Raw genomic sequence first — 22,597 nt, forward strand, 5'->3', positions numbered from 1 at the left:
CGTTACTGACCGACGGCGGTCGGCAACGGCAGAGGCTGGCCGACCGCGTCCTCGTAGACCGCGAGCGTACGCTCGGCCGTCACGTCCCAGCCGAAGCGCCGCGCGTGGTGCACGGCGGCCTCCCGCATCGAGGCGTGCAGTCCCGACTGGTCGAGGACCTGGGCGAAGGCCGCCGCGTAGTCGACGGGCTCGTGCCCGTCGACCAGCAGCCCGGTCACACCGTCGTGGACGGCGGTCGTCAGACCACCGACCTTGGCCGCCACCACCGGGGTGCCGCACGCCTGCGCCTCGATCGCGACCAGGCCGAAGGACTCGTTGTGCGAGGGGACGCAGACGATCGACGCCGCGGCGTACCAGAGCGCGAGCCGGTCCTGCGCGACCGGCGGGACGAACCGGACGCGGTCGGAGATGCCGAGTGCGGCGGCGAGCTCGAGGAGGACGGTCGGCCGGTCGATCCCGCTGCCGGAGGGCCCTCCCACCACCGCGACGACGGTGCGGTCGCGACGACCGCCCGCCATCAGGTGCGCGGCGGCCTCGAGCACGACGTCGGGGGCCTTGAGCGGCTGGATACGGCCGGCGAACAGGATGACGTCGGCGTCCTGCGGCAGGCCCAGGGCCACCCGTGCCGCGACCCTGTCGGTCGGCCGGAAGCGGTCGAGGTCGACGCCGGGATGGACGACCGAGACCCGCTGCGAGTCGGCGGCGTACCGCGTGACCAGCTGGTCGCGCTCGTCGGCGGTGTTGGCGATCAGCCGGTCGGCGGAGGCGACGAGCTGCTCCTCCCCTGCCACCCGACCGGCCGGCTCGACGAGGTCGCCGACCGCGAGGTTGGCGTTCTTGACCTTGGCCATCGTGTGCATCGAGTGGACCAGCGGGACACCCCACCGGTCGGCGGCGACCTGCCCCACCTGGCCGGACAGCCAGTAGTGCGAGTGCACGACGTCGAACCACCCGGCCGGCCGCGTGGCCTCGGCGCGCAGGACGTCGCGGGCGAACGTGCACAGCTGGGCCGGGAGGTCCTCCTTGGGAAGCCCTTCGAACGGACCCGCCGGCACGTGGCGGACCGTGACGCCCGGGAGCGCCTCGGTGACCGGAGGCTGCTCGGAGGACGTCGCCCGGGTGAAGATCTCCACCTCCACCGAGCGGGCAGCCAGCTGACGCGCCAGCTCCAGCACGTACACGTTCATGCCGCCGGCATCGCCGTTGCCGGGCTGCTCGAGCGGCGACGTGTGCGCCGACACCATGGCGACACGACGGACGTGGAGGGCTGTCACGCCTCCATCCTAGGCAGGCGTTCCAGGCCCCGAGCGGGACTCCCCGCACCGTCGGAAGCCCCCCGTGGCAGCATCTGAGGCATGCAGGAGAGCACCGCCGAGAACCGGCGCACCGCGGTCGTGACCGGAGCGAGCAGTGGGATCGGAGCCGCCACCGCTCGGCGTCTGGCCGCCGACGGCTTCCACGTGCTCTGCGCGGCCCGCCGCGCCGACCGGGTCGAGGCGCTGGCCAATGAGATCGGCGGCACCGCAGTCGTGTGCGACGTCACCGACCAGGCGTCGGTCGACGCGCTGGCCGCAGCGGTCGGTCCCGAGCTGGCCGTCCTGGTCAACAACGCCGGTGGCGCCGTCGGCCAGGAGCCGATCGAACGGACCAGCCCCGAGGCGTGGCAGCAGATGTACGACTCCAACGTCATCGGCACGCTGCGGGTGACCAAGGCCCTCCTCCCCGCACTGCGCGCCAGCGGCGCGGGCACCGTCCTCAACGTCGGATCGATCGCCGGCCACCTCGCGTACGAAGGGGGCGCCGGATACACGGCGGCCAAGCACGGTGTCGCGATGATCACCGAGACGCTGCGTCTCGAGCTCAACGGCGAGCCGGTCCGGGTCACCGAGATCGCGCCGGGGATGGTGCACACCGACGAGTTCTCTCTCGTCCGCTTCGGCGGCGACCAGGCGCGGGCCGAGGCCGTCTACGAGGGGGTCGCGGAGCCCTTGACCGCCGACGACGTGGCCGACGCGATCAGCTGGATGGTCACGCGCCCGCAGCACGTCAACATCGACCTCATGGTCATCAAGCCGATCGCGCAGGCGGCGCCGTGGAAGGTCTCACGCACCTGAGCCGGTGACGCGAGGAGCCCCTCGTAGGCTTCTCGTACGCGCCAACGCCGTCGCGACCCCGAGAGAGGTGCCATGCCCGTCGAGCGACTGATGCCGAGCGAGGAGTCCGAGGACCTCATCGCTCTGACCCGAGCGATCGTCGACAAGGAGCTCCGTCCCCGGGTGGACCAGGCCGAGCGCACCGCGACCTTCCCCCGCGAGGTCTTCCGGACGCTCGGACAGGCCGGCCTGCTGGGCCTGCCGTACCCCGAGGAGTACGGCGGCAGCGGGCAGCCGTACGAGGTCTACCTGCAGGTGGTCGAGGAGATCGCCACCGCGTGGGCGTCGGTCGGTGTCGGGACCAGCGTGCACGCACTCTCGTGCTTCGGGCTGTTCACCGCGGGCACCGACGAGCAGAAGGCACGGTGGCTCCCGGACATGCTCGGCGGCGACCTGCTCGGCGCCTACTGCCTCTCAGAGGCGCACGCCGGCTCGGACCCGGCAGCGATGCGCACCCGCGCGGTGCGCCACGGCGACGAGTACGTCATCGACGGCGCGAAGGCGTGGACCACCCACGGGGGCGAGGCCGACTTCTACAAGGTCATGGCCCGGACCTCCGAGGGCGGTCGCGGGATCTCCTGCTTCCTCGTGCCCGCAGGCACGCCAGGGCTGTCGGTCGACAACCCCGAGGACAAGATGGGCCTCATGGGCTCGACCACCGCGACGATGCTCTTCGACGGAGTCCGCGTCCCGGTCGAGCGCCGCCTCGGCGCCGAGGGTCAGGGACTTCCGATCGCGCTGGCCGGGCTGGACTCGGGCCGCCTCGGGATCGCCGCGGTGGCGACCGGCGTTGCGCAGGGCGCGCTCGACGTCGCGCTGGCGTACGCGCGGGAGCGCGAGACCTTCGGCAAGCCGATCATCGAGCACCAGGGCCTGGCCTTCCTCCTCGCCGACATGGCGGCCGCCGTCGAGTCGGCCCGCGCGACGTACCTCGCCGCAGCGAGGCTCAAGGACGCTGGGCGCCCGTTCCGCACGCAGGCGTCGATCGCGAAGCTCGTCGCCACCGACAACGCGATGAAGGTGACCACCGACGCCGTCCAGGTGCTCGGCGGCGCCGGCTACACCAAGGACTTCCCCGTCGAGCGCTACATGCGCGAGGTCAAAGTCATGCAGATCTTCGAGGGGACCAACCAGATCCAGCGGCTCGTCATCGGCCGCGACCTCGCACGCTAGGAGAGACATGGACCTCGTCAACACCGCCGCCGTCGTCACCGGTGGAGCCTCGGGCCTCGGTGCCGCCACCGTGGCTGCCCTCGCTGAGCGCGGCGCCACGGTCTTTGCCCTGGACCTCGCGGGCTCGATCGAGAACGCCCCTGCGGTGGAGGGCGTCACGTACGTCGAGACCGACGTCACCGACCCCGCCTCGGTACGCAACGCGGTGACCGCCGCGACCTCCGGCGGCGCCCCGCTGCGGACGGTCGTGAGCTGCGCAGGGATCGGCCCCTCGGCGCGGATCCTCTCCAAGCGCGGCCCGCACGACCTCGACCTCTTCGCCAAGGTCGTCCAGGTCAACCTCGTCGGTTCCTTCAACGTGATGACCGTCGCCGCCGAGGCGATCGCGGCCACGGAGGCCGACGAGGACGGCCAGCGCGGGGTCATCGTCAACACCGCGTCGATCGCCGCGTACGACGGTCAGATCGGCCAGGCGGCGTACGCGGCGTCCAAGGGCGGCATCGTCGGGCTGACGTTGCCCGCCGCGCGTGACCTGGCGCAGTACGGGATCCGGGTCTGCACCGTCGCCCCGGGCATCGTCGACACCCCGATGCTCGCGACCGTGTCGGACGAGTTCCGCGCCGGTCTCGCCGCCGGCGTGCCGTTCCCGCAGCGGCTCGCGAGGCCGTCGGAGTTCGCCGACCTGGTGACGATGATCGTGGAGCACGACTATCTGAACGGCGAGGTCATTCGGATGGACGGAGCCCTGCGGATGGCTCCTCGCTGACCGCCGCCGAGTCCGCGGGGGTCTCCGCGCCCTCTGGGCCCACGGGGGTCTCCGCGGGACGACGCCGTGGCAGGAACGCCACCGGGATCAGCGCGAGCAGCAAGAGCACCCAGGCGACCCAGAAGGTCTGCGCGAACGCCTCACCGGCGTCGGCGAGGACCGCGTCCACGGCGGCCTGACCACCCAGTCGCGGGATGATCTCCGGGTTCTCCCAAGAACCCACCACGGCGTACCAGATGCGCTGTGTCGGCAGCCAGGCCGTCAGCAGGACCGACATCACGGCGACGCCGACCGAGCTCGCGATCTGCTGGTTGATGTTGATGAGTGTCGTCCCGCGCGCGACCTCCTGGTGGGAGAGCGTCTTGAGGGCCGAGGTGAACACCGGCATCATCGTCGCGCCCATGCCGAGACCCATCACGAACAGCGCGGCGATGATCTTCCAGTAGGCGGTCTCCGAGGTGATCTGAGTCAGCGGGAACAGCCCCACGAGGATTCCCAGGAACCCGAACGGGACGATCCGCCCCACCGGGATCCGGTCGACGAGCCGGCCGGCGATCGGCATCGTGAGCATCGCGCCGATGCCCTGCGGCGCGACCAGGAGACCGGCGTCGAGCGTCGACTCTCCGCGGACCTGCTGGAAGTAGGTCGGGACCAGGAGCAGGCTCCCGAAGAACGCCGCCACGAACAGGAACATCACGATCACCGAGATCGTGAGGTTGCGGTGCCTGAACAGCCGGAGGTCGAGCAGCGGGTGCTCGGGACGGAACGAGTGCCGGACGAAGGCCAGCATGAGAGCCGCGCCGACGAGCATCGGGATCCAGACCCGCGTGTCGGCGACCGTCCCCTTCTCCGGGATCGAGGAGACGCCGAACAGGAACAGCGCGAGCCCGGGCGACAGCAGCAGCATGCCGAGGAAGTCGAACGACTCCGAAGGCTCCGGCCGGTCTCCCGGCAGGGCGAACCACGCGTAGACGATCGTCGCGACGCCGATCGGCAGGTTGATCAGGAAGATCCAGTGCCAGCTCGCGTGCTCGATGAGCCAGCCGCCGACGATGGGGCCGAGGATCGGACCCAGCAGCATCGGGATGCCGAGGATCGCCATCAACCGACCCATGCGGTGCGGGCCGGCGGCACGGGTCAGGATCGTCATCCCGAGGGGCATGATCATGCCGCCGCCGAGGCCCTGGAGGACCCGGAAGGCGATCAGGGTGTTGATGTCCTGAGCAGCCGCGCAGAGCACCGAGCCCGCCGTGAAGAGGGCGATGGCGGCGATGAAGAGCCTCTTGGTGCCGAACCGGTCGGCCGCCCACCCGGTCAGCGGGATCACGGTCGCCAGAGCGAGGGTGTAGGCAGTGACGGTCCACGCGACGTGCGAGTACGCGAGCGGGTCGGCCGCCGAGCCGAACTCTTGCTGGAACGTCGGCAGGGCGACGTTGACCACCGTGATGTCGAGGATCGACATGATCACCCCGAGGATCACCACTCCGGCGATCTTGAGGACCGCGGCGTCGATGTTCTCCGGGTAGTCGGGCGTCTGCGAGGTCGAGCGCTGCGTGTCGGTCATGTGGTCTGCCTTCCGTGACAGGTTGGCACCCCCCGGTGTCGCACCGTCCACAGTGACCCCTGGCACCGACAGATGTCATCGGAATTTGCGGAGAGCGAACACGAGAGCCACGTCACACCGGGCCGGATGGAGCGACCGTTGTGCCCCTCTCGGTAAGATGGACGATGCTCCGCGCCGTGCGTACTGTCCGGCGCCTCTCCCACGCAAGGACCGAACGCCAGCGCATGCCCATTCGCTCTGACCTCCGCAACGTCGCCATCGTCGCGCACGTCGACCATGGCAAGACCACACTCGTCGACGCGATGCTCCAGCAGCAGGGAAGCTTCGACGAGCACCACCAGCTGGCAGAGCGCGCGATGGACTCCGGTGACCTCGAGCGCGAGAAGGGCATCACGATCCTCGCCAAGAACACCGCGGTGCAGTACGCCGGCCCTGGCGCGCCCGAGGGCGGCGTCACGATCAACATCATCGACACCCCGGGGCACGCCGACTTCGGCGGCGAGGTCGAGCGCGGGCTCTCCATGGTCGACGGCGTGGTGCTCCTCGTCGACGCGTCCGAGGGTCCCCTGCCGCAGACGCGCTTCGTGCTCCGCAAGGCGCTGCACGCCAAGATGCCGGTCGTCCTCGTCGTCAACAAGGTCGACCGTCCCGACGCCCGCATCAGCGAGGTCGTCGAGGAGGCGTACGAGCTGTTCATGGACCTGCTCGACGACTCGACCGATACCGAGGCGCTCGACTTCCCGGTCGTGTACGCGTCGGCGAAGGCCGGACGCGCCTCGCTCACCCAGCCCGCGGACGGCGGTCTGCCCGACAGCGAGGATCTTGCCCCGCTGTTCCAGACGATCCTCGACACCGTCCCCGCCCCGACCTACACCGAGGGCGCCCCTCTCCAGGCGCACGTCACCAACCTGGACGCCTCGCCGTTCCTCGGCCGTCTCGCGCTGATCCGCGTCCACGAGGGCACGCTGCGCAAGGGCACTCAGGTCGCGTGGTGCAAGCGCGACGGCTCCGTCGACCGGGTGAAGATCACCGAGCTGCTCCGGACCGAGGAGCTCGAGCGTGTCCCCGCCGAGGAGGCGAACCCCGGTGACATCGTCGCCGTCGCCGGTATCCCGGAGATCATGATCGGCGAGACGCTCGCCGATCCGGACGACCCGAAGCCGCTCCCCCTCATCCAGATCGACGAGCCGGCGATCTCGATGACGATCGGCACGAACACCTCACCGCTCGCCGGTCGCGAGAAGGGCACCAAGGTCACCGCTCGCCTCGTCAAGGACCGCCTCGAGCGTGAGCTGGTCGGCAACGTGTCGATCAAGGTGCTCCCGACCGAGCGCCCGGATGCCTGGGAGGTCCAGGGCCGTGGCGAGCTGGCGCTGGCGATCCTCGTGGAGCAGATGCGCCGCGAGGGTTTCGAGCTCACCGTGGGCAAGCCCGAGGTCGTCACCCGCATCGTGGACGGCAAGGTCCACGAGCCCGTCGAGCGGCTGACCATCGACTGCCCTGAGGAGTACCTCGGCACCGTCACGCAGCTCCTCGCCGTCCGCAAGGGCCGCATGGAGCAGATGACGAACCACGGCACCGGCTGGGTCCGCATGGAGTTCCTGGTCCCGGCGCGCGGCCTGATCGGCTTCCGTACGGAGTTCCTCACCGACACCCGCGGCACCGGCATCGCGCACCACGTCTTCGAGGGGTACGAGCCGTGGCTCGGCGAGATCTCGACGCGCCCGAGCGGATCGCTCGTCGCGGACCGCGCCGGTGCGGCCTCGGCGTACGCGATGACGAGCCTGCAGGAGCGCGGCGTGATGTTCGTCGACCCGACGACCGAGGTCTACGAGGGCATGATCGTCGGCGAGAACAGCCGCGAAGACGACATGGACGTGAACATCACCAAGGAGAAGAAGCAGACCAACGTCCGCTCCGCCACCTCCGACAACTTCGAGAAGCTGATCCCGCCGCGCAAGCTGTCGCTGGAGCAGAGCCTGGAGTTCTGCCGTGAGGACGAGTGCGTCGAGGTCACGCCGTCGAACGTCCGGATCCGCAAGGTGATCCTGGACGCCGGCGAGCGCGCCCGGTCGAAGCGCCGCGGCCCCAAGGGCTGAGGCTCTGACGCTCCACGTCAACGGGTGGTGAATGCACCCCCGTTGACGTGGACCGTCTGGCCCGTGATGTGGCGAGCGCCGGCCGAGGCGAGGAAGAGCACGGTCTCCGCGACGTCGGCGGGCAGCCCCGCACGCTTGTCGTGCGTGGCCTCGACGAGCGTCGTGCGGCGCTGCGGCGTGAGCCGGCCTTTGAAGTAGCCCGTGTCCTCGATGTAGCCCGGGGACACGGAGTTGACCGTGATGCCCCGCGGGCCACCTCCCGTGAAAGGCCTGCCGTCCATGCCTGGACGGCCGCCTTCGCGACCCCGTACGAGGTGCTGGCGTACTCCGCGCCGATCGACCCGACGTTGACGACCGCACCGCCTGGACGCATGTCGCCGAGGGCGGCGGTCGTCACGAGCACGGTGCTCAGCAGATTGGTGTCGAGGTTCGTCCGCCAAGTGTCGGCGACGTCGTCGAGCCTGGGGTGATCCACACCCTGCCGGTCGAAGTCGGCGTTGCCACCCGACATGTTCACCAGCACGTCGACCGAGCCGCCGACCTGACGGACGAGCGCCTCGACCTCCTCCGGCCGCGTGGGGTCGCAGACGACCGGACGAGCGCCTGACCTCTCGACCGAGGCGACGAGCCGCCCTTCGTCCCGCCCTGTGACGACGACCCGGTCACCGATCTCGACGCAGCGTCGCGCCAGCTCCTGTCCGATCCCTCCAGATCCCCCGGTGATCAGCACGTCTCGTGGCATCCGCTGTCCTTCCTCGCTATGTTTAGACCTAAACATAGCGAGGAGCAGCCATGAGCGAAACCGGGGAATCGCCCCTGGACGATGTGGGTCCACTGTCGGCGGAGGAGATCGCCCGAGCATGGGAGCGCGAGCTCCCTGGCGTCGCCACCTCGTCGATCCTCCTGCTCACCCCGCTCTGGCGGGTGGCCAAGCTGCTGGCCGACCAACGTCGACGGACGCTCCGAACCCTCGGCATGGACGCCGGCACCCTGGACCTCGTGAGCACGCTGCGACGGTCAGGGCCGCCGTACTCGCTCACGACGCGACAGCTCGGCGAGCAGTCCCTCGTCACGGCAGGGGCGATCTCGCAGCGAGTCGCACGCGCCGAGGAGGACGGACTCGTCGTCCGCGAGCCGTCGGCCGCGGCACGGCGGGCCGTCGCCGTCACACTCACGGCGGCCGGGCACGCCGAGGTGGAGCGCGTCGTCGTCTCGCTGCTGGCACACGAGGAACGCGTCCTCGAACGTCTCACGCCCGCTCAGCGCGCAGCCCTGGAGGACGGTCTCGCCTCCCTGCTCGACGACCTGCTCGGCGACGACCCCACCGAGCCCGCCTAACCGACGCCCCGTGGCCTGAGCTGGACGCTGATGCGCGGCCCGACGGGCTTCGACGTCTTGGGGATCGCGTGCTCCCAGGTGCGCTGACACGACCCACCCATCACCAGCAGGTCGCCCGACCCGAGGGTGAAGGACAAGGAGGTGCCGCCACCACGCGGTCGCAGCGCGAGCCTCCGGGGCGACCCGAGGGACAGGATCGCCACCACCGTGTCCTGCGTACGACTGCGACCGATGCGATCGCCATGCCAGGCGACGGAGTCGCGGCCGTCGCGATAGAGGCACAGCCCGGCCGTCGCGAAACGCCCCCCGAGCTCCGTCTCGTAGTGGTCGCCGAGCCGCTCGCGGGCCTCGTCGAGGGCCGGGTGCGGCCAGGCGCTGCGCTCACCGAACCACGCCAGGAGCCGAGGCACCGCGACGATGCGTTCGTACATCTCACGCTCGTCAGCACGCCACGAGACGGTGTCGTGGAGATGCGCGAAGAGGTCGTCGGCGCCGTCCACCCAGCGAGGGCGGACGTCGACCCAGGCGCCGTCCGCCAGGTCGTGGCGCACAACCTGACCCTTGAGCGGACCCAGCGTGGGCTCGTCGGCGGAGTCGAAGAGCGAGCCCTGGAACTGCACGGACATGGCCCCAGCGTACCGCCAACCGTCGAACACGTGTTCGACGGTGGCGTCGTACGGCGGGTCTCGCCGCCCCTCAGCGTCCGCTGACCTGCTGGAGCGCGGGACGCGCGTCGGCCAGATAGACGAGAGCCGCCACGATCCCGGCGAGGTTGAGGATGCCGATGGGCTGCCAGATCAGCAGGTTCGCCACGAGGGCCAGCGCGAGCAGGATGACCCAGAACGGCTTGGTCTGCTTGTCGGCCGCAACGAAGGCCTGCGGCGAGCGCGAGACCGCGTCGACAACGGCGAACCCCTTGGCCGCGATCATCAGCACGGTGATGATCAGCTCGACGAGGCTCTGGACGGCGAAGAGATCGAACACCCCCCGAGCGTAGCCCGTCGGAGCGCGTTGCCGTCAGCCGTGGACGCGCTCCGACGACACGTCAGCGACCGTCGCCGGCCGTCCCCGGGCCGGCCGGAGTCGACGGCGCCGCCCTCTTGACCGGCGTCTTCGTGGCAGCCGACGGCGTCGACGGCGCCTTCTTCGCCGTGGAGGACTTCTTGGCGGGGACCTTCTTCGTCGGGGAGGCCGTCGCGGGCGCGGCCGGCGCCGTCTCGGCTGCCGCCTTCTTGGCGGAGGCGGACTTCTTGGCCGTCGGTGCCTTCTTGACCGCCGGGGACTTCTTTGCGGCGGCCTTCGCGGCCGTCGTCGCGGTCGGTGTCGACGAGGCCTTCTTCGCGGTCGGCGTCGTCTTCTTCGCCGGGGACTTCTTTGCCGTGGGCGTCGTCTTCTTCGCCGCGGGCTTCTTGGCCGTCGGCGTCGTCGTCTTCGTCGCGGGCTTCTTCGCCACCGGAGTCTTCTTGGTTGTCGACGTCTTCTTGGTTGTCGACGTCTTCTTGGCCGCGGGAGCCTTCTTGACGGCCGGCGCCTTCGTGGCCGACGCCGCCGCAGCGGCGGCGGTCGGGGCGTCACTCGCCTTCGTGGCCATCGGCGTCTCGCTGGTCACCGTGGCCTTGGACGCACGCTCGGGCGCACCGTCGGTCTGCGCGCCCTTCTTGCCCAAGGGCGAGCCGGAGGCGACGTCGGCAGCCGCGTTGCGGGCCACAGCGGCCAGCATGACGACGAGCTCCTTGACGTCGTCGGCGATGTCCTCGAGCTTGTGCTCGATCCGGTCCTCGAGGTCGTCGAAGATCTCCTCGACGTCGACGTCCTTCAGGCGGCCCATCGTGTCGAAGTAGAGCGCGCCGGCCTGGCCCGGGAGGGCCCTGGCATCGGCCTCGATCCTCTTCTGCACGTCATCGAGGTCGAGCTCGCCGAGCTGCGCGAGGAGCGACGCCGCTGCGGACTGCGCCTGCCCGACGAAGGCCAGCGCCTGGAGGGGAAGGCCCATGACGGTCTTGGTGATGGTGTCCTGGATGCTCATGATGGGGTCTCCTGGGTCTTGGTTCGGTCGGTCCCGTCGTCTGGCGCGGCCGACGTCGTCGGCGAGTCGCCGACGAACGAGCGGTAGATCTCGAGCAGCGCTCGGCGCTGAGGCTCCTCGAGCCGAGGATCGGTCGCGATCGCCGCCTCGACACCTCCGCCGCTCACGGAGTCGTCGGGGTCGAGCAGCCCTGCCTGCACGTAAACCGACTCGGCCGAGATGGCGAGGGCCTTCGCGATCTGCTGGAGCACCTCGGCCGAGGGCCTGCGCAGTCCACGCTCGATCTGGCTCAGATACGGGTTCGAGACGCCGGTGAGGTCCGCGAGCTGCCGCAGCGACAGCTGCGCCTGGCGACGCTGCTCACGCAGGTAGCCGCCCAGGTCCTCCACGGTCTTGCCGACACTGATCCTTGCCACCCTTCCATCGTGCTTGCAAGAGCAAGCAGATGCAAATGCCCGGCGTCGATGATGGGTCCCGATGCCGCGTGAAACAATCGCCGTCGTGAGTGACGCGCAGTGGACCCCCGACGCACGGGAGCTCGCCGATCTCGAGCTCGTTCTGCTCGGTGCGTGGCCTGCCGACCGCCGGCTCGACGTCGCGGTCCCGGACGAGGTCCACGGACCCGTCGAGCTTCTCGATCCCGAAGGCCTTCCCCTGGCGACCTACGACCGGGAGTCGCGCACCGTTCGAGCCCTGGCCCGTCCGACCTACGGCGCCTTCCGCCGGCTGCACCTCGCTCCCGCCGACGTCCGTGCCGAGCACCCGCACGCGATCGCCGTCCTCGTCGAGCAGCCTCTGACCGTCGACGACGTCGAGGCGGTCGTCGACGCCGAGGAGCGGACCGGACGCCGCGCCGTGCTGATCGTCCGCACCGGCCCCGACCCGCGCCGTACGCTCACGGCACCCGCACTGGTGAGAGCCGCACTCGCCGCCCTCCCGGACCGTCCGGTCGTGGCGGTGGCGCTGGCCCGTCGGCCCGAGCCGACCGACGACGCCGACCTCACCGCCGCCGTCCTCCGCGCCTACGCCGACGAGGTGCTCGCCGTCACGGGCACAGGTCGGCTGACCGACCGGGTCGCTGCCATCGTCTCCGCCGACCAGCCGCCGTTGGACGAGCGAGGCCTCGTCGTCTTCTTCACCGGCCTCTCGGGCTCAGGCAAGTCGACGATCGCCCGGGCCCTGTACGACCTGGTTCTCGAGGACGGTCGTCGTACCGTCACCAGCCTCGACGGGGACGTCGTGCGCCACCACCTCAGCAAGGGTCTCGGCTTCTCCAAGCAGGACCGCGAGACCAACATCGCGCGCATCGGCTGGGTGGCTGCCGAGATCGCGCGCCACCGCGGCGTCGCGATCTGCTCACCGATCGCTCCGTTCGACGCCACGCGCAAGCAGGTACGTGCCATGGTCGAGGAGGCCGGTGGCTCGTTCGCGCTCGTCCACGTCGCGACACCGCTCGAGGAGTGCGAGCGTCGCGACCGCAAGGGCCTGTACGCCAAGGCCCGTGCCGGAGCCATCCCGGAGTTCACCGGCATCTCCTCCCCGTACGAGGTGCCGGACGACGCGCTCGTCTCGGTCGACACCACCGGCCGGACCGTCCCCGACGTCCTCGACGAGGTGGTGGGCGCGCTCGTCGCCGCCGGTCTGTGGGACGGCCGCGCATGACCGACATCCTCACCTACGGCGCGCTGTCGATCCTCGCGGTGAGCTTCGGGGTCGGCATCGTCGTCGGCCTCACCGGGATGGGCGGCGGAGCCCTGATGACGCCCGCGCTCATCTTCCTCGGGATCAACCCCACGGCGGCGGTCGCGAACGATCTCGTCGCCGCCTCCGTCAACAAGTCGGTCGGAGCCGCCGTGCACGCGCGCGAAGGCTCGCCCAACTGGAGGCTGGCCGGCTGGCTCATGCTCGGCTCGGTCCCCACGGCCGCCGCGGGCGCCTTCATCATCGAGGCGGTCGGGGGCGCGGGCGACCAGACGGCGTTCGTCAAGACGGCGATCGGCGCCGCGCTCGTCCTCACCGCGGCGACCTACACGCTGCGCTCCTTCCTCAACGTCCGGGCCGTCCGTCAGGGCCGCCCGGCGTCCACCGACGACCCCACGCTGCGGCCGGTCCCGACGGTGCTCGTCGGCGCCGTGGGCGGGCTCCTGGTCGGCGTGACCTCCGTCGGCTCCGGCTCGTTGATCATGGTCTCGCTGCTGCTGCTCTATCCGGCGCTCACCGCCGTACGCCTCGTCGGGACCGACCTGGTCCAGGCCGTGCCGCTGGTCCTCTCCGCCGCGATCACGCACGTCCTGATCACCGGGGTCGACCTCGAGGTGCTGGTGCCGCTGATCCTCGGAGGAACGCCCGGCACCTACATCGGCGCGCGCATCGCCAACCGCGTCCCCCAGGGCATCGTCCGCCGCGGCATCGTCGTCGTGCTGACCTTGACCGGCCTCACCCTGCTCGGCGTCGACCCGGTCGCGGTCGGTCTCATCGCTGCGGGGATGGTGATCCTCGGGCCGATCGCCTGGGCGCTGCTCCGTGACCGCATCGGCGTGCCCGAGGGCGTCGACCTCTTCGCCGAGAAGCGCGACGTCGACCGGGCTCGCCGTGCGGACGAGGAGACTCGATGATCCCGTACCTGGCGCTGAGCGCCGTCCATCTCGCCCTGGTGGCGGTCGACGACAGCCTGGCCACCTCGGTGACCAAGGCCCTGCTGATGCCGGCGCTCGCCCTCTGGGTCTACCGTGCCGGCGGTCCGCGGCTGCTCCTCGCGGCGCTCGCGTTCTCCTGGGTCGGAGATGTGGCGCTCGAGGTCGACGGGCTGTTCGTCCTCGGGATGGTGGGCTTCGGCGCCGCTCACGTCTGCTACGTGACCTGGTTCGTCCGCCAGGGCGCCCTGCGCGGCCTGCGACGGCGCTGGTGGGTCCCCATCGCGGGTCTCGTCGCGTGGTCGGCGGCGATCGGTGTTCTGTGGGGGCCGCTCGGCGAGGAGGAGCCGGCGCTGCGGATCCCGATCGTGGTCTACTCGCTGCTTCTCACCGCCACCGCCGTCACGGCCTTCGGCATCAGCCTCGCGGCCGGGCTGGGCGGTGCGCTGTTCCTTCTCTCGGACACCCTGATCGCCATGGGCCTCGCCGACGTCGCGCGGCCCGAGCCCGCCGGCGTCTGGATCATGCTGACCTACCTCGCGGGCCAGCTCTTGCTCGCCGTCGGTATCGTCCGTCACGACCGCCCGAAGGGCGTCCGCGGCCAGGATGCGGCGCCGTTCTCGGTGAGGGAGGAGCGGTCGGTAGGATGATTTCTTCGCTCCGCGATCGAAACCCCCAGGAACGACGGGAGAACCCCTGGTGACCCCCATGCATGACTACCGGCTGAGCCAGCTCGACCAGCTGGAGGCCGAGTCGATCCACATCTTCCGCGAGGTCGCGGCGGAGTTCGAGAAGCCCGTGCTGCTGTTCTCCGGCGGCAAGGACTCCATCGTGATGCTCCGTCTCGCCGAGAAGGCCTTCTACCCCGCCCGGATCCCGTTCCCCGTGATGCAGGTCGACACCGGGTTCGACTTCCCCGAGGTCCTGGAGACCCGTGACCACTGGGTCGAGCGGTTGTCCCTGCGGATGATCGTCGCCTCGGTCGATCAGGCCATCGCCGACGGCGTCGTCGTGGAGGACGGCAAGACCAGCCGCAACCGCCTCCAGATCGGCACGCTGCTCCACGCCATCGAGGAGAACGGCTTCACGGCCGCGTTCGGCGGTGGCCGCCGCGACGAGGAGAAGGCCCGCGCCAAGGAGCGCGTCTACTCCCACCGCGACGAGTTCGGCCAGTGGGACCCCAAGAACCAGCGTCCCGAGCTCTGGAGCCTCTACAACGGGCGCATCTCCGAGGGCGAGCACATGCGGATCTTCCCGCTGTCCAACTGGACCGAGCTCGACGTCTGGCACTACATCCACCGCGAGAAGATCGAGATCCCGTCGATCTACTTCTCGCACAAGCGCGAGGTCGTCGAGCGCGACGGCATGCTGCTGTCGGCCGGCGACCACCTCACGCTCAAGGGCAGCGAGGCCGCCGAGGAGCGCCTCGTACGCTTCCGCACGGTCGGCGACATGACGCTCACGGGCTGCGTGGAGTCGGCGGCCGCGACCACCGCCGAGATCATCGACGAGATCGCCATCGCCCGTGTGACCGAGCGCGGCGCGACGCGCGGCGACGACCGCTTCAGCGAGGCAGCCATGGAAGACCGCAAGAAGGAGGGCTACTTCTGATGGCCGCCACCGTCACCGAGACCCCCGAGACTTCCCTCCCCCGCATGGACCTCCTGCGTTTCGCCACCGCAGGCTCCGTCGACGACGGCAAGTCGACGCTGATCGGGCGCCTCCTTCTCGACTCCAAGGCGATCTTCGAGGACCAGCTCGAGGCGGTCGAGCGCACCTCGCAGGACAAGGGCTACGACTACACCGACCTCGCGCTGCTCACCGACGGCCTGCGCTCCGAGCGCGAGCAGGGCATCACGATCGACGTGGCCTACCGCTACTTCGCGACCCCGCGGCGCAAGTTCATCATCGCCGACACCCCGGGCCACGTTCAGTACACCCGCAACATGGTCACCGGCGCCTCGACCGCCGACCTCGGCCTGGTGCTCGTCGACGCCCGCACCGGCCTGACCGAGCAGAGCCGTCGTCACGCGGTCATCCTCTCGCTGCTTCGCGTCCCCCACCTGGTCCTCGCGGTCAACAAGATGGACCTCGTCGACTACGACCAGACCGTGTACGAGAAGATCCGCGACGAGTTCGACACGTTCGCGGCCAAGCTCGCGATCCCCGACCTGACGGTGATCCCGATCTCGGCGCTCCAGGGCGACAACGTCGTCAAGCGCAGCGACAAGATGCCCTGGTACCAGGGGACGTCGCTTCTCCACCACCTCGAGAACGTGCACGTGTCCTCCGACCGTGACCTCGTCGACACCCGGTTCCCCGTGCAGTACGTCGTGCGTCCCAAGTCCGACGAGTTCCACGACTACCGGGGCTACGCCGGCCAGGTCGCCGGCGGTGTGCTCAAGCCGGGCGACCAGGTCCAGGTGCTCCCGAGCGGGTTCACGACGACCATCGAGGCGATCGACCTCTTCGACCAGCCGGTCGCCGAGGCTTTCCCCCCGATGTCGGTGACGGTCCGTCTCTCCGACGACCTCGACGTGTCGCGAGGCGACATGATCTGCCGCCCGCAGAACGCTCCGACGCCCACGCAGGACATCGACGCGATGATCTGCTGGATGACCAACACCCCGCTGCGCCCGCGTCAGAAGCTCGCGATCAAGCACACGACCCGCAGCGCACGCGCCATGGTCAAGGAGGTCCAGTACCGCCTCGACATCAACACGCTGCACCGTGACCTGGAGACCGGAGAGCTCGGTCTCAACGAGATCGGCCGCGTCAAGCTGCGCACCACGGCACCGCTGTTCGCCGACCCGTACGAGAAGAACCGCACGACCGGTTCGTTCATCCTGATCGACGAGGCCACCGGCATCACCGTCGGTGCGGGGATGATCAACGGCTGACGGCGCGACCGCCGTACGGACGAAGGCCCGGCCAGGAGAGATCCTGGCCGGGCCTTCGTCGTGTCGCGGGGTGTCGTCCGATCAACTCACGGGGCGTACGCCTGCACGACGGTGCCCGTCCCCCGGACGCGCACGGCACCGGCGTCGTGCGGCACGAACGCCGACCGAGCGGGCGTCAGCGTCAGGGATCCGCTGGTGTCCTCGATGGTCACCGAGCCGTCGACGCAGAGCACGATGCGCGGACCCGTCCCCGGGAGCAGCACCTCTGCCGTGCCCTCGACCGTCGCCGCGGCGAGCACGAACTCGTCGACCTCGGGGGCGAAGACGCGAACGCCCGCCTCCTCCTTGGGGGTGAGGACGTGGGCCTCGGCCATGCCCATCCGCACGCAGTCGACGAGCGCCTGCGGCTCGATGTGCTTGGTCGTCAGCCCGGCACGGAGGACGTTGTCGGAGCTGGCCATCACCTCGACGCACGTCCCGCTGAGATAGGCGTGCAGCACGCCGACCTCGACGAACGCTGCCTCCCCCGGCTTGAGCTTGATCCGGTTGAGAAGGGCGGCGACGACCAGCCCCGGGTCACCGTCGTGGTGCTCGGAGAGCTCGCTGACGGTCTCGTAGACGCGCCGACGGTCGAGCCCGGCCGCGTACTTCTCGCGACACTCCACGACGAAGACGCTGAGCTCCTCGGCCGTGGGCCCCATCCACGGGGACAGCAGCCTGCCCACCATGCGGACGAGGCCGGGGAAGCCGGGGTCCGCCCGCAGCTCGTCGTGGAGGCGTCGTGCAAGCGGTGACTCCAACCCTTCGAGCACGTGCCACACCTCGGCGGTCGGGCGGAACGCGATCAGACCCTCGAACGGGGTCAGCGCATAGACCATCTCGGGCTTGTGGTGCGGGTCCTTGAAGACGCGGTGCGGAGCATCCAGCGCGACACCGCGCTCGTTCTCGCGGGCGAAACCTCGCTCGGCCATGACGGCCTCGGGATGGACCTGCAACGAGAGGGGCTTGTCGATCGCCAGGATCTTGAGGAGGTAGGGCAATGGATGCCCGGCGACCTCGCTCAGCGGCACGGTGGAGCCGCCCTCGAGCTCGACCGTCGACTGGCCGAGCGGGTGGGTGCCCATCCAGAGCTCCGCCCACGGACGCCCGTCGGCCGCCTCGCCCAGCATCGTCGGGAGGACGGTGGGCGATCCCCAGTCGTAGTGCTGGACGACGGTGCCGAGAGCGTGCATCGCCTACCCCTTGCGTCGTGGCGTCCTGGCCGAGCGTACTGGTCCCTTGCCCGCGCTGTCCCAGGATCGACCACCACCGCTGCGACGGCCCCCGCCGCTGCCACCGGCGTGGCCGCGTGCGCCTCGGTCGCGCTCGAGGTTGATCAGCTCTCCGCCGATGCGCGTCCGGCTCAGTGCGCTCTCCGCGCCGCTGGGCAGCGGGTCGGGCAGCTCCACCAGCGAGTGGTCGAAGCGGATCGAGATGTTGCCGAAGTCGGACCGGCCGAGTCCGCCCTCGTTGGCCAGCGCACCCATGATCGACTTCGGGGTGGCGCGCTGACGCTTGCCGACGGCGAGCCGGTAGACGGCCATGCCGTCCGGCGTCGGCCGCTGGGGTCGCTCCGGGCGCTCGCTGCGGTCGGCTCGGTCACGTCCTCGGTCGCGCTCGCTCAGGACGATGTCGTCCTTGGCGTCGAGCAGGAACGACCGTCCCTCGTGGGCGCGGACGGCGAGTGCCGCCGCGACGTCGAGCGGGTCCACTCCGGTGGACGCGGCGTACTTGCCCACGAGCCCGCGGAAGAGGTGCACGTCCTTGGTCGCGAGGGCGTCGGTGATCGCCTCCTCGAACTGCTCGACTCTGCGGGCGTTGACCTGCTCGGCGGTCGGGATGTCCATCGGCGTCACCGGCTGACCGGTGGTGCGCTCGATGACACCCAGGAGGCGACGCTCGCGCGGGGTGACGAAGAGGACGGCGTCACCGCTGCGGCCAGCACGACCCGTACGACCGATCCGGTGCACGTACGCCTCGGGGTCGTGCGGGATGTCGTAGTTGATGACGTGGCTCACGCGGTCGACGTCGAGGCCGCGGGCCGCGACGTCGGTCGCCACGAGGATGTCGAGCGAGCCGTTCTTGAGCGCGTTGACGGCACGTTCACGCTGCGCCTGCACCAGGTCGCCGTTGATGGCCTGCGCCGTGTGGCCGTACGCCCGCAGCTGCTCGGCGAGCTCCTCGGTCACCTGCTTGGTCCGGACGAAGACGATGACGCCCTCGTGCGGCTCGACCTCGAGGAAGCGGGCGAGAGCGTCCAGCTTGCGGAAGTGCGGGACCAGCAGCCAGCGCTGGCGCACGTTCTTGGCGGTGACCGTCTTGGCCTTGACCCTCACCTCGATGGGATCCTTGAGGTACTGGTTGGCCAGTCGGCGGATCGTCGACGGCATCGTGGCCGAGAACAGCGCCACCTGCTTCGTCGTGGGTGTGTCGCGCAGGATCCGCTCGACGTCCTCGGCGAAGCCCATCTTGAGCATCTCGTCGGCCTCGTCGAGGACGAGGTAGGAGATGGTCGTCAGGTCGAGGCGGCCGCGCTCGAGGTGGTCGATCACGCGACCGGGCGTGCCGACGACGACGTGCGCGCCCTTGCGGAGCGCGGCGAGCTGCTCGGTGTAGCCCGCCCCACCGTAGACGGGGACGACGTTGAGGCCGGGCAGGTGCTTGGCGTACGACGCGAACGCCTCGGAGACCTGGAGCGCCAGCTCACGGGTCGGGGCCAGCACGAGTGCCTGCGTGTCGCGTCGGGACACGTCGATGCCGGACAGGATCGGCAGCGCGAAGGCAGCGGTCTTGCCGGTGCCGGTCTGCGCCATGCCGATGATGTCGCGGCCGGCGAGCAGCGGGGGGATCGCCTCGGCCTGGATGGGGGACGGCGATTCGTAGCCGACGTCAGCAAGGGCGCGGACCAGCCGCTCGTCGTCGAGAAGGTCAGCAAAAGAAGGGTGCGCATCGAGTGGCGCGGATTCAGTCATAGCCAATCAAGTCTATGGGCCGGGCACGCCGGACCACGAATCGGGCGGGTGTGATATTGGACGTGCGTCGGGGCGCGGCTGACTACGGCCGGCCGAGACCCCGGTAGGTCCAGCCGGCCTCGCGCCACTGGATCGGGTCGAGCACGTTGCGTCCGTCCACCACGACGGCGCCGCGGACCTGCTTGGCCAGGGCTGCCGGGTCGAGCGCGACGTACTCGCGCCACTCGGTGAGCAGGAGGACGAGGTCGGCGCCGTCCACGGCCTCGTCGACCGACGGCACATAGGTCAGCTCGGGGTGCAGGCGGCGCGCGTTGTCGATCGCGTGGGGGTCGGTGACACGCACCTCGGCGCCGTGGACGTGCAGGCGCGCTGCCACGTCCAGCGCGGGCGAGTCGCGGACGTCGTCGCTGTTGGGCTTGAAGGCGGCACCGAGCACGGCGATCGTACGGCCGGTGACGGCGCCGTCGAGGACCTGGCGCGCGATCTCGACCACCCTGTCGCGGCGACGCAGGTTGATCGTGTCGACCTCGCGGAGGAAGGTCAGCGCCTCGTCGGCACCGAGCTCGCCAGCGCGAGCCATGAACGCACGGATGTCCTTCGGCAGGCAGCCGCCGCCGAACCCGATCCCGGCGTTGAGGAACTTGCGTCCGATGCGGTCGTCGTGGCCGATCGCGTCGGCCAGTGCGGTCACGTCGGCTCCGGCGACCTCGCACAGCTCGGCCATCGCGTTGATGAAGGAGATCTTGGTGGCCAGGAACGAGTTGGCGGCCACCTTCACCAGCTCGGCGGTCGGGTAGTCGGTGACGACCAGCGGCGCACCCTCGGCGAGCGGCGCGGCGTACACCTCGTCGAGGACGGCCCGCGCCCGCGCGCCGGCGGCGCCCTCCGGCAACCCGTAGACGATCCGGTCGGGGTGCAGCGTGTCCTCGACGGCGAAGCCCTCACGCAGGAACTCCGGGTTCCAGACGAGCGTGGCCTCGGGCTGCACCTGCGCGATCCGGGCGGCGATCCGGGCCGCCGTGCCCACCGGCACCGTGGACTTGCCGACGACCACGTCACCCGGTGCAAGGTGTGGCAGCAGGCCCTCGATCGCACTGTCGACCTGGCTGAGGTCGGCCGCGTTCTCGCCCGCGCTCTGGGGCGTGCCGACGCACACGAAATGGACCGTGCTCCCGGCGACGGCCGCAGGGTCGGTCGTGTAGCGGAGCCGGCCGGTGTCGCGCTGCTCGCTCAGGAGATCCTGGAGTCCGGGCTCGAAGAACGGCGCACGCCCGGCCGATAGGTCGTCGACGATACGGGTGGCGATGTCGACTCCGGTGACGTCATGACCCATCCGCGCCAGGCACGACGAGGTGACGGCGCCCAGGTAGGAGCAGCCGATGACCGAGATACGCATGCGGGGACCCTAGCAAGCGGTCTCAGAGCGCCGGACGCACGTGCAGGCCGATCTCGGGGTCGACCAGCGCCTCCTGCGCGGCGGGGACACCGTCGACGAGGAGCGTCTCCTCGACGGGCACGTTGCGCTTCACGACGGCGAGGGCGATCGGCCCGAGCTCGTGGTGACGCGCCGTCGACCCGACGAATCCGACCCGTCGCCCGTCCAGCTGGACCTCGGCGCCATGGGAGGGCAGGTGCTCGGCCGAGCCGTCGAGGTGCAGCAGGACCGCACGGCGGGGCGGGCGACCGAGGTTGTGGATCCGGGCGACCGTCTCCTGTCCGCGGTAGCAGCCCTTGTCGAGGTGCACCGCCTGCATGAGATCCGACGTGCCGGTGGCGGCGTCGTACTGCCACCCGTACTCGTTGGGGATCGACTTGTCGTCGGTGTCGAGCCCGGGGCGCGGCACACCGGCGGCGATCCGCAACGCCTCCCAGGCCCAGGTGCCGGCAGGTGTCCCGTACGTGTCAGGCGCCGACGCCAGCTCGGCCCGCGGGATCACGGCGTACCGGAGGCCGGACAGCCCGAGGACCGCGTGGGTGCCGGTGGCGAGCGTGACATCGACCCGCATCATGAACCGCATCGAGTCGAGGTACGCCGCCAGCGCAGTGCCGCGACCGGGCTCGGTGTGCGCCACGAAGGTCTCACCGTCGTCCACGCCGTGGAAGGCGTGCTCCACCCGGCCCTGGGGCGACAGGACGAGCGCCTGGGTGGGAGTGCCAGGCGACAGCCGGTCGAAGGCCTGGGTGGTCAGCGAGTGCAGCCAGCCGAGCCGGTCGGCGCCGGTGATCGTGAGGACGTCGCGGTGGGACAGGTCGACGAACGCCTGTCCGGACTCGAGGGCTCGCTGCTCGGGGCTGATCGCTCCGTAGTGGGCTGCGACGCCTCGGTCGACGCCGTCGCCCTCGACCGCGCCAGGCAGATCGAGGAGGGGACTGCGATAGGTCGGTGCGTCGACGTCAGACACGCTTGAGCTGCCCCCAGAGGTGGGACTGCATGGGTTGCCCCTGTGCCGCCATGTCGTAGGCATACATGAGGTCGCCCTCGACGAGCCCGTACATCCGCTGGCCGGCGGTGTACTCCTTGGCCGTCGGCGTACGGACGACCGCGTCGGTCTGCAGAGTCAGGCGAGGACCGTCCAGCTCGCCGAAGTAGATCTCGACGAAGCCCGTCGGGTGCGCGAGGAGCAGCTCGACCGGCCCCTTGGCCTTGTCGATCGGCCCCCCGGGACGGAGGAAGCCCGTCTCGAGCGCCCCCGGCCGGACGCGCTCGCCCGACTCGTCGGTGATCCACGTCTGGCTGAAGTAGTGGAGGAACGGACGGCCGTCGTGCGCGAACGCGACGTCCTGCTCGAAGGAGAACGACTCGATCGTCGGGTAGTCACCCCGGCCGTTGCCGTGCCACTGCCCGAGCAACCAGGCCAATCCGAGGATGTCGGGGTGCAGGTCCTCGGGAATCTCGAACGGCATGCCGCCAGTCTACGTGCGACCGGCAGCCCC

At 70.4% G+C, this 22,597-nt stretch carries 21 protein-coding genes and 1 pseudogene; 10 read left to right on the forward strand and 12 right to left on the reverse strand.

The genetic code is table 11. The features are described from left to right. Window positions 1-2: 2 nt before the first annotated feature. On the reverse strand, window positions 3-1,244 hold the full coding sequence (gene mshA, locus KV097_RS14620) for a D-inositol-3-phosphate glycosyltransferase (protein WP_220366552.1): 1,242 nt from the start codon (window positions 1,242-1,244) through the stop codon (window positions 3-5). A gap of 111 nt (window positions 1,245-1,355) precedes the next feature. Here mshA and KV097_RS14625 point away from each other — a divergent pair, with 111 nt between their 5' ends. The 3 genes from KV097_RS14625 to KV097_RS14635 all read left to right on the forward strand — a co-directional run bounded on the left by KV097_RS14625 (window position 1,356) and on the right by KV097_RS14635 (window position 4,092). Next, on the forward strand, window positions 1,356-2,114 hold the full coding sequence (locus KV097_RS14625; RefSeq protein WP_220343362.1) for an SDR family NAD(P)-dependent oxidoreductase: 759 nt from the start codon (window positions 1,356-1,358) through the stop codon (window positions 2,112-2,114). Window positions 2,115-2,186: 72 nt separating this feature from the next. After that, the gene (locus KV097_RS14630; protein ID WP_220366282.1) at window positions 2,187-3,326 is read left to right on the forward strand and encodes an acyl-CoA dehydrogenase family protein; all 1,140 of its coding nucleotides are present in this window, start codon (window positions 2,187-2,189) and stop codon (window positions 3,324-3,326) included. A 7-nt stretch (window positions 3,327-3,333) separates the two neighbouring features. Continuing rightward, the gene (locus KV097_RS14635) at window positions 3,334-4,092 is read left to right on the forward strand and encodes an SDR family NAD(P)-dependent oxidoreductase (protein ID WP_220343360.1); all 759 of its coding nucleotides are present in this window, start codon (window positions 3,334-3,336) and stop codon (window positions 4,090-4,092) included. Here the strand turns inward: KV097_RS14635 and KV097_RS14640 are convergent. Beyond that, window positions 4,052-5,656, reverse strand: a complete 1,605-nt coding sequence (locus KV097_RS14640; RefSeq protein ID WP_220366283.1) for a DHA2 family efflux MFS transporter permease subunit — start codon at window positions 5,654-5,656, stop codon at window positions 4,052-4,054. The two genes, KV097_RS14635 and KV097_RS14640, sit on opposite strands and share 41 nt — an antisense overlap. A 224-nt stretch (window positions 5,657-5,880) precedes the next feature. Here KV097_RS14640 and typA point away from each other — a divergent pair, with 224 nt between their 5' ends. Next, entirely contained in the window at window positions 5,881-7,755 is a 1,875-nt protein-coding gene (gene typA, locus KV097_RS14645) for a translational GTPase TypA (RefSeq protein ID WP_220346038.1), read from the forward strand. A 17-nt stretch (window positions 7,756-7,772) separates the two neighbouring features. Here typA and KV097_RS19915 read toward each other — a convergent pair. Beyond that, window positions 7,773-8,617: pseudogene (locus KV097_RS19915) on the reverse strand (SDR family NAD(P)-dependent oxidoreductase). On the opposite strand from KV097_RS19915, the gene KV097_RS14655 reads away from it, so the two are divergent. Then, complete coding sequence (locus tag KV097_RS14655) at window positions 8,548-9,093, forward strand: MarR family winged helix-turn-helix transcriptional regulator (protein ID WP_220366285.1); 546 nt, start codon at window positions 8,548-8,550, stop codon at window positions 9,091-9,093. The pseudogene KV097_RS19915 and the gene KV097_RS14655 sit on opposite strands and share 70 nt — an antisense overlap. Here the strand turns inward: KV097_RS14655 and KV097_RS14660 are convergent. From KV097_RS14660 to KV097_RS14675, 4 genes are all read right to left on the reverse strand, one after another. Next, window positions 9,090-9,719 (reverse strand): alpha-ketoglutarate-dependent dioxygenase AlkB, encoded by a 630-nt coding sequence (locus KV097_RS14660; RefSeq protein ID WP_220366286.1) that lies wholly within the window; start codon window positions 9,717-9,719, stop codon window positions 9,090-9,092. The genes KV097_RS14655 and KV097_RS14660 overlap by 4 nt on opposite strands. A gap of 70 nt (window positions 9,720-9,789) precedes the next feature. Continuing rightward, a complete protein-coding gene (locus tag KV097_RS14665) occupies window positions 9,790-10,077 on the reverse strand; it encodes a DUF2516 family protein (protein ID WP_220343354.1) in 288 nt (95 codons plus the stop codon). A 61-nt stretch (window positions 10,078-10,138) separates the two neighbouring features. Then, complete coding sequence (locus tag KV097_RS14670; protein WP_220366287.1) at window positions 10,139-11,119, reverse strand: hypothetical protein; 981 nt, start codon at window positions 11,117-11,119, stop codon at window positions 10,139-10,141. After that, window positions 11,116-11,535 carry a helix-turn-helix domain-containing protein gene (locus KV097_RS14675; RefSeq protein ID WP_220343352.1) on the reverse strand — a complete coding sequence of 140 codons (420 nt, stop codon included), beginning with the start codon at window positions 11,533-11,535 and terminating at the stop codon, window positions 11,116-11,118. Before KV097_RS14675 ends, KV097_RS14670 begins: the two co-directional genes overlap by 4 nt. 85 nt (window positions 11,536-11,620) lie before the next feature. On the opposite strand from KV097_RS14675, the gene cysC reads away from it, so the two are divergent. From cysC to KV097_RS14700, 5 genes are read left to right on the forward strand one after another with little or no spacing between them, the layout of a single operon-like run. Continuing rightward, entirely contained in the window at window positions 11,621-12,781 is a 1,161-nt protein-coding gene (gene cysC, locus KV097_RS14680) for an adenylyl-sulfate kinase (RefSeq protein WP_220343351.1), read from the forward strand. Further along, window positions 12,778-13,734, forward strand: coding sequence for a sulfite exporter TauE/SafE family protein (locus tag KV097_RS14685; protein WP_220366288.1), 957 nt, complete (start codon window positions 12,778-12,780; stop codon window positions 13,732-13,734). The genes cysC and KV097_RS14685 overlap by 4 nt, the downstream gene beginning before the upstream one ends. Then, complete coding sequence (locus KV097_RS14690; RefSeq protein WP_220366289.1) at window positions 13,731-14,402, forward strand: lysoplasmalogenase; 672 nt, start codon at window positions 13,731-13,733, stop codon at window positions 14,400-14,402. Before KV097_RS14685 ends, KV097_RS14690 begins: the two co-directional genes overlap by 4 nt. 49 nt (window positions 14,403-14,451) lie before the next feature. After that, window positions 14,452-15,363, forward strand: a complete 912-nt coding sequence (gene cysD, locus KV097_RS14695; protein WP_220343348.1) for a sulfate adenylyltransferase subunit CysD — start codon at window positions 14,452-14,454, stop codon at window positions 15,361-15,363. After that, window positions 15,363-16,652, forward strand: a complete 1,290-nt coding sequence (locus tag KV097_RS14700; protein ID WP_255559655.1) for a sulfate adenylyltransferase subunit 1 — start codon at window positions 15,363-15,365, stop codon at window positions 16,650-16,652. The genes cysD and KV097_RS14700 overlap by 1 nt, the downstream gene beginning before the upstream one ends. Window positions 16,653-16,738: 86 nt before the next feature. On the opposite strand, the gene manA is transcribed toward KV097_RS14700, so the two are convergent. The 5 genes from manA to KV097_RS14725 form a co-directional block, all read right to left on the reverse strand. After that, the gene (gene manA, locus KV097_RS14705) at window positions 16,739-17,884 is read right to left on the reverse strand and encodes a mannose-6-phosphate isomerase, class I (protein WP_220366290.1); all 1,146 of its coding nucleotides are present in this window, start codon (window positions 17,882-17,884) and stop codon (window positions 16,739-16,741) included. Between the two features lie 3 nt (window positions 17,885-17,887). Next, a complete protein-coding gene (locus KV097_RS14710) occupies window positions 17,888-19,663 on the reverse strand; it encodes a DEAD/DEAH box helicase (RefSeq protein ID WP_220343346.1) in 1,776 nt (591 codons plus the stop codon). 82 nt (window positions 19,664-19,745) lie between these two features. Continuing rightward, window positions 19,746-21,059: a UDP-glucose/GDP-mannose dehydrogenase family protein gene (locus KV097_RS14715; RefSeq protein WP_220366291.1), complete on the reverse strand. Its 1,314-nt coding sequence runs from the start codon at window positions 21,057-21,059 to the stop codon at window positions 19,746-19,748. 22 nt (window positions 21,060-21,081) lie between these two features. Next, complete coding sequence (locus KV097_RS14720) at window positions 21,082-22,065, reverse strand: folate-binding protein (RefSeq protein ID WP_308289441.1); 984 nt, start codon at window positions 22,063-22,065, stop codon at window positions 21,082-21,084. After that, entirely contained in the window at window positions 22,058-22,567 is a 510-nt protein-coding gene (locus KV097_RS14725) for an FABP family protein (protein ID WP_220366293.1), read from the reverse strand. Before KV097_RS14725 ends, KV097_RS14720 begins: the two co-directional genes overlap by 8 nt. Window positions 22,568-22,597 lie beyond the last annotated feature (30 nt).

Source organism: Mumia sp. zg.B17, from assembly GCF_019550915.1.
Classification (GTDB): Bacteria; Actinomycetota; Actinomycetes; order Propionibacteriales; family Nocardioidaceae; genus Mumia.